Annotated in this window: 13 protein-coding genes; 9 read left to right on the forward strand and 4 right to left on the reverse strand. The window is 70.7% G+C overall.

Annotated elements, in window-relative coordinates:
• Positions 1 to 18 precede the first annotated feature (18 nt).
• Positions 19 to 1527, reverse strand: a complete 1509-nt coding sequence (gene pyk / locus PZE19_RS01985; protein ID WP_277858909.1) for a pyruvate kinase — start codon at positions 1525 to 1527, stop codon at positions 19 to 21.
• 369 nt (positions 1528 to 1896) lie between these two features.
• Between pyk and PZE19_RS01990 the strand changes: the two genes are divergently transcribed.
• A complete protein-coding gene (locus PZE19_RS01990; RefSeq protein WP_277858910.1) occupies positions 1897 to 3879 on the forward strand; it encodes a hypothetical protein in 1983 nt (660 codons plus the stop codon).
• A gap of 42 nt (positions 3880 to 3921) precedes the next feature.
• Here PZE19_RS01990 and PZE19_RS01995 read toward each other — a convergent pair whose 3' ends face one another.
• The 3 genes from PZE19_RS01995 to PZE19_RS32850 form a co-directional block, all read right to left on the reverse strand.
• Complete coding sequence (locus PZE19_RS01995; protein WP_277858911.1) at positions 3922 to 4326, reverse strand: hypothetical protein; 405 nt, start codon at positions 4324 to 4326, stop codon at positions 3922 to 3924.
• Positions 4319 to 4903 (reverse strand): hypothetical protein, encoded by a 585-nt coding sequence (locus PZE19_RS02000; RefSeq protein WP_277858912.1) that lies wholly within the window; start codon positions 4901 to 4903, stop codon positions 4319 to 4321. Before PZE19_RS02000 ends, PZE19_RS01995 begins: the two co-directional genes overlap by 8 nt.
• A 699-nt stretch (positions 4904 to 5602) precedes the next feature.
• A complete protein-coding gene (locus PZE19_RS32850) occupies positions 5603 to 6028 on the reverse strand; it encodes an SRPBCC family protein (protein ID WP_277858913.1) in 426 nt (141 codons plus the stop codon).
• Between the two features lie 214 nt (positions 6029 to 6242).
• Here PZE19_RS32850 and PZE19_RS02010 point away from each other — a divergent pair.
• From PZE19_RS02010 to PZE19_RS02045, 8 genes are all read left to right on the forward strand, one after another.
• Positions 6243 to 7084 (forward strand): IS5 family transposase gene (locus PZE19_RS02010; RefSeq protein ID WP_438269962.1). Its coding sequence is split into 2 segments (ribosomal slippage): positions 6243 to 6605 and positions 6608 to 7084, totalling 840 coding nucleotides; the frame shifts between segments, so codons are not numbered across the junction.
• A 354-nt stretch (positions 7085 to 7438) separates the two neighbouring features.
• Entirely contained in the window at positions 7439 to 8749 is a 1311-nt protein-coding gene (locus PZE19_RS02015; RefSeq protein WP_277858914.1) for a GAF domain-containing sensor histidine kinase, read from the forward strand.
• Entirely contained in the window at positions 8746 to 9387 is a 642-nt protein-coding gene (locus PZE19_RS02020; protein ID WP_277858915.1) for a response regulator, read from the forward strand. Before PZE19_RS02015 ends, PZE19_RS02020 begins: the two co-directional genes overlap by 4 nt.
• A gap of 341 nt (positions 9388 to 9728) precedes the next feature.
• Positions 9729 to 10115, forward strand: coding sequence for a response regulator (locus tag PZE19_RS02025; RefSeq protein WP_277858916.1), 387 nt, complete (start codon positions 9729 to 9731; stop codon positions 10113 to 10115).
• 108 nt (positions 10116 to 10223) lie between these two features.
• The gene (locus tag PZE19_RS02030; protein WP_277858917.1) at positions 10224 to 11207 is read left to right on the forward strand and encodes an SgcJ/EcaC family oxidoreductase; all 984 of its coding nucleotides are present in this window, start codon (positions 10224 to 10226) and stop codon (positions 11205 to 11207) included.
• A gap of 49 nt (positions 11208 to 11256) precedes the next feature.
• Positions 11257 to 13122 carry a tetratricopeptide repeat protein gene (locus PZE19_RS02035; protein ID WP_277858918.1) on the forward strand — a complete coding sequence of 622 codons (1866 nt, stop codon included), beginning with the start codon at positions 11257 to 11259 and terminating at the stop codon, positions 13120 to 13122.
• 118 nt (positions 13123 to 13240) lie between these two features.
• A complete protein-coding gene (locus PZE19_RS02040; RefSeq protein ID WP_277858919.1) occupies positions 13241 to 15316 on the forward strand; it encodes a mechanosensitive ion channel family protein in 2076 nt (691 codons plus the stop codon).
• 45 nt (positions 15317 to 15361) lie between these two features.
• Positions 15362 to 15667: a hypothetical protein gene (locus PZE19_RS02045; RefSeq protein ID WP_277858920.1), complete on the forward strand. Its 306-nt coding sequence runs from the start codon at positions 15362 to 15364 to the stop codon at positions 15665 to 15667.
• Positions 15668 to 15735: the final 68 nt, after the last annotated feature.

A 15735-nucleotide genomic window follows, 5' to 3' on the forward strand; every position in this document is an offset into this window, starting at 1 on the left:
CGCGGGATCGGCCCGCCGTCACTCCACCTCGTGGACGAGGATCGCGTTGTGGCTGGGGTTGTCGGGGATCACGCCGCGGACGACCACGAGGCGGTCGCCGGTGTCGATCAGGTCGTGGCGGCGGCACCACTCGTCGGCGAAGGCGAGGACCTGGCCGGTGTCGAAGAGCTCCGGGATGTGCAGCGGCGTGACGCCCCAATACAGGGCCATGGACCGGGCGACTTCCTCGTCGTCGGTCAGGGCCAGGGTCGGCGTGGCGGTGCGCTGCTTCGAAAGGGCCAGGGCCGTCCGGCCCGAGTGGGTGGCGACCACCATCAGGGCGGCCCGGAGCTTGGCGGCGACGTGGCTGGCCGCCTCGACGACCGCCTCGGTGATCGGCAGGACCTGGCCGGCGCGGGAGACCGCGCCCGTCGGCCCGCAAGGGCAGTTGGCGCAGGTCTCGGCCGTCATCGGCCAGCTGCCGACGCCCGACTCGATCCGCGAGAAGAGCAGGCCCTCGGCCTCGTGGGCGATCTGGCTCATGATCGAGACGGCCTCGACCGGGTACGACCCGATCGCCGTCTCGCCCGACAGCATGACGGCGTCGGAGCCGTCGAGGACGGCGTTGAAGACGTCCGACGCCTCGGCCCGCGTCGGGCGGCTGGACGACTCCATGCTGTTGAGCATCTGGGTGGCCGTGATGACGGGGACGCGGGCCTTGTGGCAGGTCTCGATGATCTTCTTCTGGACGGCCGGCACCTTGGCGACGTCGATCTCGACCCCCAGGTCGCCGCGGGCCACCATGACGCCGTCGGCCTCGGCCACGATCGAGTCCAGGTTGGCGACCGCCTGGGGCTTCTCGATCTTGGCGATGATCCGGGCGCGGCTGCCCCGCGCCTCCAGCTCGGCGCGGAGGCGGGTGACGTCGGCGGCGTGGCGGACGAACGACAGGCCGACGTACGAGACCTCGTGCTTGGCCGTCCATTCCAGGTCGGCCAGGTCCTTGGGCGTCAGGGCCGAGACGCTCAGAGCCGCGCCGGGGACGTTGATCCCCTGGTTCGACCGGATCCGGCCCGGCAGCGTGACCTTCATGCGGGCCCAGCCCGGCTTCTTCTCCTGGACGGTCATGCCGACCGTGCCGTCGGCGAAGAGGACCGCCTGGCCGACCTCCAGGTCGTCGGCCAGCTCTTTGTACGTGCATGTGAGCTGGTGGGGGTCGTCCGCGGAGGTCGGGTGCGTCGTCAGCACGAACTCGGAGTCCAGGTCGCAGGCAACGACGTCTCCGGCGATGGTCCCCAGCCGGATCTTCGGCCCGCAGAGGTCCTGCAGGACGGCGACCTGCCGGCCCATCTCGCGGCTGACGTCCTGGATGTCCCGGAACGTCGCCGAGTGCTCGTCGTGCGTGCCGTGCGAGAAGTTGAGCCGGAAGACGTCGACGCCGGCCTCGACGAGGCGGCGCAGCATCGCGGGGTCGCGCGAGGCCGGCCCCAGGGTCGCGACGATCTTGGTCCTGACCTTGCCGAGCGGCTCGACCTGATTTCCCGACATAAGCCGTCCTGATTCCTGGTGGTCGCCGTGAATTGTGATCGCCTCCCGCCGGCGCGCGGGATTTCCCCGGCCCACCGATTCTAGGAAGTGGACCCGGGTCTGCACAGGGCCCCGGCCGCCGGCCCCGCCCATTCGCCCCGACGGCCGGATCCGAGGCTCGCCGCCGGGGCCGGCCGACCCCCCGATCGATCAGGACCCGCATCGCGGGCCCGCCGAACGCCCGGTCCGAATTGACGAACTCCGGAACGTCGGGGACAATTGCATACAATGGAGTAGGAGGGCCGTCCTCGGGTCGGGCGAGGCATGCGGACGCCCGGCCGACGCCTCGCAGAATCTGGGGTCGCATCTCACCACGGGGCCGACTCTCTCATGAAGCGCACCTTCGCGATCGTCGTCCTGCTCGCGGCGCTCGGCGTGGCGGCCAAGCTGGCCGTCAAGCCGCCGGGCGGCCCCGCGCGCCCGGGGGCGCCGGCCGAGGCCCCGGCGGGCGTCGCGACGGCCCCGACGATCTCCGACGAGGACGCCCTCGTCGCCCGCTACCGGGACGCCTCGGCCGAGGACCGCGCGCTGGTGGCCCGGACCCTCGAGCGCTACCGCCGCAACGCGGTCGCCGTCGAGCGTTCCGACGGCCTCCGGGGGCTGGCCCTCCTCGACCGGCTCGACCTCGAAGCCCTCTTCCTCCACGAGAAGCACCCGACCGAGTTCCGCCGCCTCCGCGACCTCCTGGGCGACGACGCGGCGGCCGACCTGCTCCTGCACTGGCGGGAGTACTTCGGCCTGAAACGGGCCGACGAGACCGATCGCAAGATCCTGATCGCCGAGCTGGAGGGGCTCAGCCCCGAGCAACGCCGGCTGGCCGCCAAGCACCCCAACGCGCTGCCGCTGATCCTGGCCGAGCCCGCCGGCGTCGCCGAGCTGATGGCCTCGGCCGGCGACGACGACCCGACGCTCGTCGACCGCCTGGTCGTCCTCAGCCTCGTCAGCCTGGAGTCGGGCGCGGCGGACCTCCGCGCGGCCCTGCGGACGCTCGAAGACCACCCGACGCTCGCCGTCGACGCCTTCCGCCTCCACGGCATGGAGGGCTTCGCGCTCGTGAGCCTTTACGGGCCCGTGCTCGAAAGCCTCGGCTCGGCGATGCCGCTCGACGAGAGCCTCATCCTCCTCAGGGTGAACACCGACTTCGTCGACGAGCAACTCCAGACCCATCGGCCCGAGACCATCGCGCGGCACCTGGCGCACGTCAAGGCCGCCGGGCTGGTGAAGGAGGTCGGCGGCGGCCCGAACGCGCTGCGGCTGGCGGTCGAATACGGCGAGGTCGGCGAGCGGGCCCTGGCGAAGGCCGGCGCCGACGCCGCCGACGTGGTCTACGACGACTTCACCGACCCCGTCCTCCGCCGCCAGGCCGCCGTCGCCCTGGGCGACCACGGCGCGATGGCCCTGGCGATGCTCGAGAAGTACGCGACCGATCCCGACTTCCGGGAGATCCTCCGCGCCCACGGCGGGGCCGTCGTCCCCCCGATCGCCCGCGCCGACGCCGGGCCCGAGACCCTCGCCTACCTGCAGTCCAAGGAACGTCCGTCGTTCACCGAGAACCTGGCCAAGACCGCCCTCTATCTCTCGGGCGACGACGGCCAGTCGGTCATCCGGACGATCCGCAAGGACGGCCTGGCCCGGGTCGCCAGCCTGGGCGACTCGGAGCTGAGGTTCTACCAGTTCCTGCCCCTCTACGACATGATCCACCTGGGCGACGTCGTCCGCCGCGGCTACGCGCCCACGACCGGCGAGGCCGCCTGGGCCCTGCTCGACGCCTGCTTCGTGGTGACCGACGTGCTGAGCCTGGCCGCGATCCAGCCCGGGGCCGCCGTCGCCGTCGAGGCCGCCCGCTCCGAGCTGAAGGCGGCCGTCCGCGAGTCGTCGCGATCCGCCGGCCGCGAGGCGGTCGAGACCGGCGTCGAGGCCGCCGCGAAGGCCGCGGCCCGCGAGTCCGGCGACCTCGCCGCCCGCCGCGCCGCCCGCTGGTGGACCGTCCGCGCCGCCGGCGGCGTCTACCAGGTCCTCCGCCGCACCCCCGAGGCCCTCCAGCGGATGACCCTCGGCCAGCTCGCCGACGTCGCCCGCCCCCTCTGCGCCAAGGCCGGCCTCCGCCTCAGCTCATGGGCCCCCTTCCGCCTGCTCCGCGACGGGGCCGAGGTCGCCTTCCAGATCCCCCCCGAGCGCGGCCTGAAGTACCTCGGCGCCCAGCTCGCCCAGGCCACAGTCGGCGTCGTCGGCTTCCACAAGATGGAAGAACACCTGGCGTCGCGACGTCCTCAACCGGCGGTCGAATCGCAGCCGTTGCAGCTCATCCGCTGAACAACACTCTAGAACGATTACTCGCGGCCTCCAGCGATTCGATCATCGACCGAGCCCCGGTCCACCGGCGGGACGAGTGCCTTCGGTCCCATCCTTGCGCGAAACTCGGCCTCGACCCAGGCCGAGGATGTGGTCGCGGAGCTCGCGAACTCCGGACTCCAAGGCCTTCACGGCGACGACCGTCTCCCTCGTGATCCCGATGTAATCGGTGATCACCTCTTTCTGAGACGCCTGCGACTCCTTGACGTCGGCGCGGTAGTCCTCCATCATCGCAGCGATGTGGGCGCTATGTTCCTGGCTCATCCTCTCGACCCTCTCGGCGAACGCCACGGCGACCTCCTTGAAGTCGGCGTCGCGCTTCGAGAGCGACTTCGACGAGTAGTACAGCACGATTGCGGCCGGGACGAGGTAAGCGGGCACCATCTTGAGGATCTCAAGCTCATTCATCGTCTCCTTCTTTCGAATAAGCAGGCGCGACGAGCAGCGAGCGGATCTCGGCCAGCGACCGCATCGCCCCGTCGTTCCAGGCGAGATGCTCGAACTGGGCTTGAAGGTGGTCGACCCGGCTGCAGAGCGCGTGATTCTTCCTCACCATCTCCGGCAGCTCCTTCGCGTGCTCCCGCATGATGTCGCGCAACTCCTGGTTCAACTTCCGGAACTGATCCCGCGACGGGAGCAGCAGGATGCGTTTGAAGAACGCGGGCAGGTGGCAGGCCGAATAGGCGATCACGACGGCGCATAAACAATCGAAGATCGACGCCAGATGGCTGGGCGGTCCCCAGACTTGCTGGATGCGGAGGGCTTTCGACACGCCGATCGCCGGCAGGAACGCCAGCACCTTCAGCACGGAGGCGGCGTGGTAGCCGTCAAGCCGGAAGTTCCACAGCCGCAGCACGATCGTCGGGATCACGATCAGCAAGACGGCCGTGATGAGGTTGGAGAGGTGGAAGAGCAACGACAACCAGAGAGGCCAGTGGCCGCTCCAACCGGGCGGGCCCATGCTCGTATCATTCAGCCATTCCACTTGCACCTCCTCTTGTTGTTCGACCTGGTCGGGTGGCGAAACCGTAGAAACCTGCCGGAGAGTCGCGAAAGGGGAGATCGCCTGATTGGCATGATCGGCCGGCTCGGCCGAGAAGGTCGCGCAGCCGCAACTGAAGGGGGCGCACGATGCACCGGGTCGGCCCTCCACGTCGGAGTGTTCGCAATCGACCCTGCAGCAAGACCGGCCGACCCGATCCGCCTGAGACGACGTCGTCGGCGCCGCTCATGGGGGTTCCGGTGCGGTTGATGAGGCGATGGCCGGGTTCGGAGAGCCGGAGGGAATCTCGAGGCGAGGATCATGAGGTTGGCGGACCGGCTTCGCCGCCGGCCGCCACGCCGGGCGTTTTGCAGAGAACGCCCTATCTCTTATGGTGGTCCCATTCGGCGAAGTGTGCGGGCGTTCCGATCAAAAGCCGCCCTTTTCGCAGCGAAAATCTAAACATTAAATGAGTTGTCGATGCGGCTTATATTAAGGTTGCGGAAACCTGCGTCGCCGAGCTAGCTTTGGATTGCTCTTCGGCGGTGCCGCCATCGTCTTCAAAGTTCGTCCCAACACCTACTGAATCGCCTCGGCGCGAGCTTGCCCAGGCCGCCGTCGGCGTTCTCGATTTCCAGAGGATGGAAGAGTACCGGAATCGCGAGGGCCGCAGAGCCCGCAGCCTTGAAGCCCGAAGGGGGCCTAGCTCCCCTTTGGCGTGAAGATATCCGCAATCGCCTTCAGGCCGCCGTTGTAGATTCCCTGAAACAATTCGACGGCCTCCTCGTCGGTCACGCCGTCGGGGAGGAATTCGCCGGACCAGTCGACACGCGAGCCCCGGCCGTCGTCCGCCTCGCGGACGCGCAGGGTGGCCCGGTACTTCGAGACCGGGAAGGGCGACTCGATGAAGGAGTAGCTGTAGCTGCGCCCGGCCTCGTCGAACGCCTCCAGCCGTTCGACGATCACGTCGCCGCCGGAAGTGGTGAGGCGGCGGACGCGGCCGCCCTCGCTCACCTCGCTGCCGGAGATGACCGGGTGCCAATCGTGCAGCGTGCCGAACCCGCCGATCAATCTCCAAACCTCTTCGGGGGGGACCGGCAGTTCGAGAGAGGCGGATGCGCTGGCCACGGGGATTCTCCTCGAAAGACGATCGACGGGCGGCCGAAATCGACGATGCCAGTTTTCCGGCCGCTCCGATCGAGGTGGTTTCCACAGCGACCGGCCACGCGGCGTGGGAGGACGGGCCGCGGCCGGACACCCCAGAAGGTTAGGGTCTGTTTGATGAACAGGCAGCCAGTCATCTTCGTAGAACCTTGTTCGGGAAGAGCAAGGAGGGTCGGAGATGAGACGGCACGAGTTGACGGAGGCCCAGTTCGAGGCGATCAGCCGGCTTCTGCCCCAGGGCGGCGGCCGCGGCCGCAGGTGGCGCGACCACCTGAAGGTGCTCAACGGCCTGCTCTGGCGGCTGCGCACCGGCTGCCCCTGGCGGGACGTACCGGAGCGCTACGGCCCCTGGTCGACGATCTACGGCCGATTCCGCCGCTGGAGCCGCGACGGCACGTTCGATCGCATCCTCAAGGCGTTGCAGATGCGGATGGACGAGGAGGGGCGGGTCGACTGGGACCTCTTCTGCATCGACGGGACCTCGATCCGAGCCTCCCGGGCGGCCGCCGGCGGCGGAAAAAAGGGGGCGCGGACGAGCCCGACGACCATGCGTTGGGCCGCTCGCGCGGCGGATTCGGGACCAAGGTCCACCTGGTCGTGGACGGTCGCGGACTTCCCCTCGCGGCCGAGGTGACCGCCGGTCAACGCCACGAGTCGACGCAGTTCGAGAGGGTGATGGACGCGGTCCGCGTGCCTCGGCGGGTCGGTCGTCCCCGCAGCCGGCCCGCGAACGTGGCCGGCGACAAGGGGTACAGCTACGACCGCATCCGCGTCTGGCTGCGCCGCCGCGGGATCGGGGCCGTCATCCCCCAGCGTTCGGATCAGAAGGCCAACCACCGTGGCCGGCCCTTGAAGTTCGACCCCGACAGCTACCGCCGCCGCAACGTGGTCGAGCGGTGCGTGAGCTGGATAAAGGAATGCCGGGCCGTGGCCACGCGCTTCGAGAAGCTGGCCCGCCACTACCTCGGAATGGTCAAAACCGCCATGATCGAAAGGTACTTGCGCCTACTCTATTTGTGATACAGACCCTAGTCGCGTCGCTCGGAAATGCCAATGGAGCGACGATCCGACGCGGCGTCCTCGATCCGGCGAATCGGGGCCGTCCGCCCCATTCGGAATCCGGACCGATCGGTGTCATCCATACAAGTCGTCGGCTGGGCTCGCACGGCCCGGGCCGTTGACAGCCCGGTGCGGCGACCCTATCGTGGACCTAATCCGTTCGATTTCAAGCCGTTCCAGCGATCGTCGAAGGCGACGCCCCCCGAGGTCTGCGGCGAAGACGCCGGCCGCGGGGGCGACGAACGCACCATGTCCAAACTCGGAGGCCGAATGCCGAAGCCGGTCCCCGATGGGAACCTCGCCGGGGCGAGATCGATGCGACCGATTTCCCCGACCCTCTCCGACGAGCCCCGACCCGCCGGCGACGACGTCGGCGACCTCACGCCGCCCGCCGACCGCGACCTGCGGGACCGCCTGAGTTTCGAGCGGCTGCTGACGGACCTGTCGGCGACGTTCGTCAACGTGGCGGCCGACCTGGTCGACGCCCAGATCGAGCAGGCGTTGGAGCGGCTCGTCGACTTCCTGGGCGTCGAGCGGAGCAGCTTCGCCCAGATCTCCGAGGAGGGCGAGGCGATCCTGATCACGCACTCGTTCGTCCTCCCCGGCTATCCGCCGCTGCCGCCGTTGATCCCCGAGAAGGACCTCCCCTGGTACGCCGATAAGGTCCGGAGCGGCGAGGTGATGCGTTACGACCGGCTGCCCGACGACGCCCCCGCCGAGGCCGTCCAGGAGCTGGCGTACGTCATCAAGATCGGGATGAAGTCGAACCTGACGATCCCGCTGAAGGCCGGGGGCGTCGTCCTGGGCGTCCTCAGCTTCGGGGCCTTCCGCGCGTTCCGGGCGTGGCCCGACGACCTCGTCCAGCGCCTCCGGACCGTCGGCGAGATCTTCGCGAGCGCCCTGGCCCGCAAGCGGGCGGACCATCGGCTGCACGCGCGCGAAGAGGCGTTGCGACGGACTCAGGCCGAGCTGCGGCTCCTGGCCGGCCGGCTCCTCCAGGCGCAGGAGGACGAGCGGCGGCGGATCGCCCGCGAGATGCACGACGACTGGACCCAGCGGCTGGCGGTCCTGGCGATCGACGCCGCCCGGCTCGAAGCCCGGCTCGACCCGGCGTCGGACGCCCTCGGCCAGCTCCAGCAGATGCGGGCGGGGCTGGTGAGCCTCTCGGAGGACGTCCACGCCCTCTCCCGCCAGCTCCACCCCTCGATCCTCGACGACCTCGGCCTCGTCGACGCCCTCCGATCGGAGTGCGCCGGCGTCGAGCGCCGGGAGGGGCTCGCGGTCGCCTTCCGCGCCGACGAGGTCCTCGCGTCGCTGCCCAAGGACGTGGCACTCTGCATCTACCGGGTCGCGCAGGAGGCCCTGCGGAACGTCGTCAAGCACGCCGCGACCGACGAGGCCTCCGTCTCGCTCGTCCGCGTGGGCCGGGAGCTGGTCCTGACCGTCCGGGATCGGGGCGTCGGCTTCGACGCGACGGAGGCGGGCTCGCGCGAGGGGCTCGGGCTCTCCAGCATGGAGGAGCGGGTCCGGCTGGTCCGGGGCGCGTTCGCCGTCGCCTCCAGGCCCGGCGAGGGCGCGACGATCACGGCCCGCGTCCGCGGCGACGCCGACGGGGGCGGGGCATGACCAGGCCGACCGTCCTGCTCGCCGACGACCACCGGATCCTGGCCGAGGGCGTGCGCGGCCTGCTGGAGCCCGAATTCGACCTCGTGGCGATCGTCGCCGATGGCCGGGCGCTGGTCGAGGCCGCGGCCGAACTCCGGCCCGACGCGATCGTCGCCGATATCAGCATGCCCCTGCTCAACGGCATCGACGCCATCGTGCAGATCCGCCGCGCGGGGGTCGCCTCGAGGGTCGTCTTCCTGACCATGCAGCGCGACGTCTCGTACGCGCGGCGGGCGATGGAGGCCGGGGCCTCGGGCTACGTGCTGAAGCATTCGGCCCACGACGAGCTGATCAAGGCCCTCCGCGAGGCGCTCGCGGGCCGGACCTACGTGACGCCGATGATCGCCGGCGAGCTGCTCCGCTCGTACCGCGAAGAGGGCCCGCGACCCGCGGACGATCCGCAACGGCTGACCCCTCGCCAGCGTGAGGTCCTGCAGCTCTCCGCCGAGGGCCGGTCGGCCAAGGAGGTCGCGAGCCTGCTGTCCATCTCGACCCGGACCGCGGAGTTCCACAGGGCCCGCGTCATGAAGGCGATCGGCGTCCGGACGACCGCGGAACTCGTCCAGTACGCGATCCGGAACGGCATCCTCGCCCTCTGACGGGGCCGCCCGCGCTGCGCAATGCGCAAGCCGAAGCCCGTATCTTTGCGAATGGCGTGATTTCCCGGCCGTTCGGAAGATAACCGTGGAGTTCGAGCTTCCGTCGTGGTTCGATGGTTCTCGTCGAAAGCGTGGGTGCTCGCGACGATGCGGGGCGTCGACGCCTCGAAACAGACGACGACTCGCGGCCGGCCCCTCCTGCGAGGAGGGCCCGCCCGAACGTCCAGCAAGTCCGACCTCGGGCGCCGACGCCTGCGAGGGGGGAAGACGTGCGGCCGATGCAGCCGGGTAGCCGTGAAGGACGACGAGACGAGGCCGACCGCCCTCCGAGGCGCGGCCGCGTGCTCCTCGCGGACAGCCACCTGCCCATGTTGCAGGGCGTCCGCAGCCTTCTGGAGGCCCTCTTCGCGGCTGTGGTGATGGTCGCCGACGAGGGCTCCCTGCTGGAGACGATCGAGCGGCTCGACCCCGACGTCGTCGTCGTCGACCTCTCCATGCCGGTGCACGAGGGGGCCGACGTCGCATGTCAACTGATGGCCCGCTTCCCCGGCCTCCGGCTGATCGCCCTCAGCATCCACGACGAGCCCGCCGTCGCCGCCCGGATGCTCGACGCGGGCGTGGCGGGGTTCGTGCTGAAGCGCACCGCGGCCGTCGACCTGATCCCGGCGGTCGAGGCCGTCCTCGAGGGCCGCTCGTTCGTCTCGCCGACGGTCGCCGGCCGCGCGTGAAAAGAACGTCCTAGGTTTGCAACGGCCGTCGGCCCGGATTCTCCGCGCCGCACGGCCCATCCCCCTCAGCGAGGCTTCCGCCTCGGACCTTCCCAAGGAGCGACAGCGATGAGACCGGTCCCCCTCTGGTTCGGCGTGGCGGCATTCGCGATGGGGCAGGGCGTCACGGCCCAGGAGCCCGCCAAGGCCGTGCAGGCCGCCCCGGCCGCCGTCCGGACCCCGGCCGTCGCGGCGCGGGCGGCCGCCCCGGCGACGGCCCAGGCGGCCGACGCCAAGGCCATCGCCGCCCTGGCCGAAGCGTACGCCAAGGCCTTCAACGCGGGCGACGCCGAGGCCGCGGCCGCGACCTATGCCGAGGACGCCCTGGTCGTCGACGAGGACGGCGACCGCACCGAGGGCCGGGCCGCGATCCGCGACCGACTCGCCGCGGGCTTCGCCGACGCCCCCGGCACGACGATCGCCATCGCCACCGAGGCGCTGCGGTTCCTCGGCCCCGACGCGGCCCTCGAAGAAGGCCGGACGACGCTCACGCCCGCCGGGGCCGGCGAGTCGCCCGAGACCACGAACTTCACTGTCGTCTACGTCAGGCGCGACGGCCGATGGCTGCAGTCCGCCGTGCGCGACGAGGCCACGCACGACCTCACGCCCCACGACCGCCTGAAGGAGCTGGAGTGGCTGACCGGCGACTGGGTCAACGAGAGCCAGGACGCGGTCGTCGCCACCTCCTGCAAATGGGCCGACGACGGCAACTTCCTGGTCCGCGAATTCACCATGAAGATGCAGGGCCGGCCGGTCCTCTCGGGCACCCAGCGCATCGGCTGGGACCCGATCCGGCGCCAGTTCAAGACCTGGGTCTTCGACTCCGCGGGCGGCTTCGGCGAGGGCTACTGGACCCGTGACGGCGACCGGTGGGTGATCAAGGCCGAGGGCGTGCGGCAAGACGGCCGGCACGCGTCGGTCACCAACATCATCACGCGGCTCGGCAAGGATCGCGCGAGCTGGCAGTCGGTCGACCGGACCCTCGGCGACGCCGCGGTCCCGGGCGTCGACGAGTTCACCATCGTGCGCAAGCCCCCCGAGGCCGGCAAGTGACCCCGGCCCCTTTCACCCCGACGAAATCACCCCGACAAGGACCGACATCATGAATCGCACCCTCTGGAAAACGGCCCTCGGAGTCGGCCTGACGCTCGCGGCGATCTCGGGCGAAGTCCTCGCAGGTCGAGGCGGCGGTCGCGGCGGCGGCCAGCGCGGCGGCGGCGGCGGGTATGGCGGAGGCGGCGGCGGATACGGCGGCGGCCAGCGCGGTGGAGGAGGCGGCGGCTCCATGGGCCACTCGCCGTCGTTCAGCTCGCCCCCTTCGGGCGGGTCGCGATCCCAATCCGGCTATCAGGGCGGGGCCTCGAATCGCAACCAGTCCAGCAACCCGAACGCCGGCGCCGCCGCGGGCGCGGGCTACGCGAATCGCAACCAGTCCGGCAATGCGGGAGCCGCCGCGGCGGGCGCGGGCTACTCCAACCGCAACCAGCCGAGCAATGCGGGGGCGGCCGCCGCGGGCGCGGGATACTCCAACCGCAACCAGTCCACCCTGCCCAACAACGGCGCCGCGGCCGCGGGCGCCGGCTATTCGAACCGGAATCAGCCGAGCACCGCAGGAGCGGCCGCCGCTGGCGCGGGCTACGCGAATCGCAACCAGTCGACGCTCCCGAACGGCGGTGCCGCGGCGGCGGGCGCGGGCTACGCCAACCGCAACCAGTCGACCCTGCCCAACAACGGGGCCGCCGTCGCGGGCGCGGGCTACGCCAACCGCAACCAGTCGACCCTGCCCAACAACGGGGCCGCCCTTGCGGGCGCGGGGTACGCCAATCGCAACCAGTCGGTCCTCCCCAACAATGGGGCGGGAGCCATGGGTGCCGTGGCGGGTGCGGGTTACGCCAACAACCATAACGGCTACTCGAACATGGGCGCCGGCTACTGGAACGGCAACTACTCGGGCGCGGGCTACGGCATGGCCGCGACGGGCGTCGGCGCCTGGGGCGCGGGGTCGCCGATGTATGGCTGGGGCTATTCGAGCTATGCCAACCCCTACGCCGGCGGATATGCCGGCGGGTCCGGCGTGGCGGTGAACAACGCCGCGGCCCCCGTCCAGGGCGAGGCGCCCGCCCAGGCGGTCAACTACACGCAGCCGATCAGCACCACGTCCCCGCCTCCCGATCCGAGCGTCGCCGACCAGGCGGCCGCGGCCGTCGACCAGGCCCGCGAGGCGTTCAAGGCGGGCGCCTTCGACCAGGCCCAGCAATCCGTCCAGCAGGCGCTCGGGCAGACGCCCGACGACGCGAACCTGCACCAGTTCCTGGCCCTCATCCTCTTCGCGCAGGGGCAGTACGATCAGGCCGCCGCGCCGCTCTACGCGGTCCTGTCGATGGGCCCCGGCTGGGACTGGACGACCCTGAGCGGGATGTACCCCGACGTCGAGACCTACACGGGCCAGCTCCGCAAGCTGGAAACCTTCGTCAAGGCGAACGCCGACTCCCCCACCGGCCACTTCGTGCTGGCTTACCATTACCTCTGCGAGGGCCACGACGCGAACGCCGTCGCCGAGCTGAAGAAGGTCGTCGCCCTCCAGCCGGGCGACACGCTATCGGCCCAGCTCGTCGCCCGCTCCGAGCCCCCCGCGTCGGCCGCCCCGGCGCCCGCCCCCGCCCCCGCCCCGTCGGTCGCCGACGGCAAGCTGGCCGGCAGTTGGACCGCGGTTCCGGCCAAGGACGCGAGCGTCGCCCTGGCGATCCAGGACGACGGCCGCTTCACCTGGGCGACCTCGGCCGCGGGCAAGCCCCCGACGACGATCGCCGGGACGTCCAACCTCGCGGACGGCGTCTTGACCCTCGCCGACCAGGCGGGGCAGAACGGCGCCCTGGCCGGCAAGCTCACCTGGCAGGACGCCGATCACTTCAACTTCCGGATCGCCGGCGCCCCCCCGACCGACCCGGGCCTCAATTTCTCGCGGTGACGCGAGGCGGTGCGAGCCCGGTCCCCATCCGGTCCGGGCTCGCCGCAGCCGTAAAAGACGTCGCGACCGAGGCCGGAAGGCGTTTCGCAACCCTCCGGCCGTCATCAGGGAAGCCCGAATGAGAGATGCGTCCCCGCCCTCGACCCTGACCTCCTGCCTGCTCGCGGCCTTGCTCTGGGCCTGTCCCGCGATCGTCGCGGCCCAGGGCGCGGCCTCGAAGGAGGGGACGCCGTCGCCCGCGGTCGAGTCGGCCGATCCCCGGTTCCGGACGCCCCGGGCGACCGTGCGGACCTTCCTGATCGCGATGAACCAGGCCGACGACGACCCGCAGCGGATCGAGGACGCCGCCGCCTGCCTCGACCTCTCGGAGATGCCCCCCGACCGCCGCGACGGCGGCCGGCTCGCCTTCGCGCTCGAGTTCATCCTGCGCTCGACCAACGTGCCGACGATCGTGATCCCCGAAATCGTCGACGGCCGCGTCTGCTCCGTCGGCGAGAGCAAGGACCTGAAGCTCACGCTGCATCGCATGCCGGACGGCCGATGGCTCTTCGACGGCGAGACCCTGCAGAACCTGCCGAAGATGCGGCTCTTCCTCTGGCAGCGGGACCTCGCGGCGGGGCAGGGGAAGGAGGCCGTCGACGTGCCGGCCGACTTCCGGTCGCCCTACGCCATGTTCCACACGTTCATCGACGCGCTGAAGAAGGGCGACCCCGACGCGGCCGCCGGATGCCTGGACCTGACCGACGTCCCCGACCCGGCGCGGCCGATCGTCGGCCGCGAGCTGGCGTACAAGCTCAAGGCGGTCCTCGATCGGTCGATCTTCGTCATCTTCCAGGACCTCCCCGACACGTCGGCCGGCAGCCCTCTCGCGGCGGTCGTCCACAGGGAGGGCCGGATCACGATGGAGCGCAAGGTCGAGGGCGTGCGCAAGGGGCACTGGCTCTTCAACCGGGCCACCGCCCAGTCGCTGGATCGGCTCTACGAGGCCTTCGAGTCGAAGCCCCTGGTCCCCGAGCTGACGGCCGCCGGCCGGCCCCCCGAGCCGCCCGGATTCGGGCTCGCGCCCGGCCTTTGGGTGCGAAGCCGGACGCCCGCCTGGCTCCGAACTCGGCTCGACCTGTGGGGATGGTTCTCGCCGGCCCTCTACCAGGTCGTCGGGGCGGCCCTCCTCGTCGGGCTCGTCGTCCCGGCGTACTCGGTCGTCGTCGCCGCGCTCGACCGCCTGGCGCGGGCCTTGATGCGCCGACGGGGCGCCGAGGCGGACGACCGGGAGATCGCCGGGTGGGCCCGCGCGGCCGGCTGCGCGGCCGTGACCTGGCTCCTCATCCAGGGCGTGGCCGCGCTCGACCTGCGGATGGCCACCGCGGGCGCCCTGCTGGCGATCCTCATCCCCGCCTTCTGGGTCCTCGCGGCCTTCTCCGCCTACCAGCTCATCGACCCCGCCCTGCGCCTCGTCGCCAGTCCGAACGCGAACCTCGACGGTGCCTCGCCGCTGGCCGCGATGGGCCTCCCGGTGGTGGCGCTGGTGCTCAAGATTTTGGTGGGCGCGCTCGGCCTGGCCGCGGTGCTCAAGCTGTTCGACTTCGACGTGGCGACCGTGCTCGCGGGGCTGGGGATCGGCGGCCTCGCCGTGGCCCTGGCCGCGCAGGACACCCTCAAGAACTTCTTCGGCTCGCTGATGCTCATCGCCGACCGCACCTTCCACGTCGGCGACCTCGTCCAGATCGCCGGCAACGAGGGGGTCGTCGAATCGGTCGGCCTGCGCACGACGCGGATCCGCGGGCTCGACGGCTCGCTGCTGACGATCCCCAACTCCGACCTGACGACCGCCCACATCGCCAACTTCGGCGCCCACAGCTACCGCAAGTTCCGGACCCGGATCACCGTCACCCACGGCACGCCGCCGGAACGCCTGGTCCAGTTCCGCGACGGGATTCTCGACCTGATGCGGAATCATCGAGAGGTGCGGCCTGAGAAGATCGAAGTCGTCGTGAACGCCCTGGCGACGTCCGGGATCGAGATCCTGGTCCAGGCGCAGCTCGACGCCCGCGACGGCCACGCCGAGCTGAAGACCCGCGACGAGCTGATCCTCGACATCCTGCGGCTGGCCGAGCGGCTCGGCGTCGCGTTCGACAGCCCGTCGATCGTCGTCGAACGCGAAGGCCGACCGCGACCGAACGCCGGAACGAACTGAGAGCGACGGACATCCCATCCCGACGGACTTACGCGCAAGCCCATCATGAGCACCCTTTCGAACAAGATCGCGCGCGGGATCACCCGCTTCGTCGACAGCCCCGTCACCAAGCTGGTGAAGGGGGTCGCGCTCCTCGTGATCGGCCTGTCCGAGGCCTCGAGGTCCTTCGCGGACGACCTCGTGCAGAAGCAGCTCCGCGTCGGCCACGGCCTGGTGATCATCGGGGTGTTCGGCATCCTCGAAGCGCTCCCTCACTTCATCGACAGCCTTGAAGCGAGCCGGGACTACCTGCAACGCCGCGGCGGCGGGGCCGGGCCGGCGGACGACGGGCGCGAAGATCGACGGAGTTGAGGTCGGGAACCCTTCATCCCCTCCGCGGGGAGGCTCCCGCGGTCGAGTGACGGATCGACGTACCAACG

The organism is Paludisphaera mucosa (assembly GCF_029589435.1).
Taxonomy (GTDB): domain Bacteria; phylum Planctomycetota; class Planctomycetia; order Isosphaerales; family Isosphaeraceae; genus Paludisphaera; species Paludisphaera mucosa.

Bases quoted from the DNA above. Each gene is read 5' to 3' on its own strand.
- pyk (WP_277858909.1), bottom strand. From the start codon at position 1,527: ATGTCGGGAAATCAGGTCGAGCCGCTCGGCAAGGTCAGGACCAAGATC.
- PZE19_RS01990 (WP_277858910.1), top strand. From the start codon at position 1,897: ATGAAGCGCACCTTCGCGATCGTCGTCCTGCTCGCGGCGCTCGGCGTG.
- PZE19_RS01995 (WP_277858911.1), bottom strand. From the start codon at position 4,326: ATGAATGAGCTTGAGATCCTCAAGATGGTGCCCGCTTACCTCGTCCCG.
- PZE19_RS02015 (WP_277858914.1), top strand. From the start codon at position 7,439: ATGCGACCGATTTCCCCGACCCTCTCCGACGAGCCCCGACCCGCCGGC.
- PZE19_RS02020 (WP_277858915.1), top strand. From the start codon at position 8,746: ATGACCAGGCCGACCGTCCTGCTCGCCGACGACCACCGGATCCTGGCC.
- PZE19_RS02030 (WP_277858917.1), top strand. From the start codon at position 10,224: ATGAGACCGGTCCCCCTCTGGTTCGGCGTGGCGGCATTCGCGATGGGG.
- PZE19_RS02035 (WP_277858918.1), top strand. From the start codon at position 11,257: ATGAATCGCACCCTCTGGAAAACGGCCCTCGGAGTCGGCCTGACGCTC.
- PZE19_RS02040 (WP_277858919.1), top strand. From the start codon at position 13,241: ATGAGAGATGCGTCCCCGCCCTCGACCCTGACCTCCTGCCTGCTCGCG.
- PZE19_RS02045 (WP_277858920.1), top strand. From the start codon at position 15,362: ATGAGCACCCTTTCGAACAAGATCGCGCGCGGGATCACCCGCTTCGTC.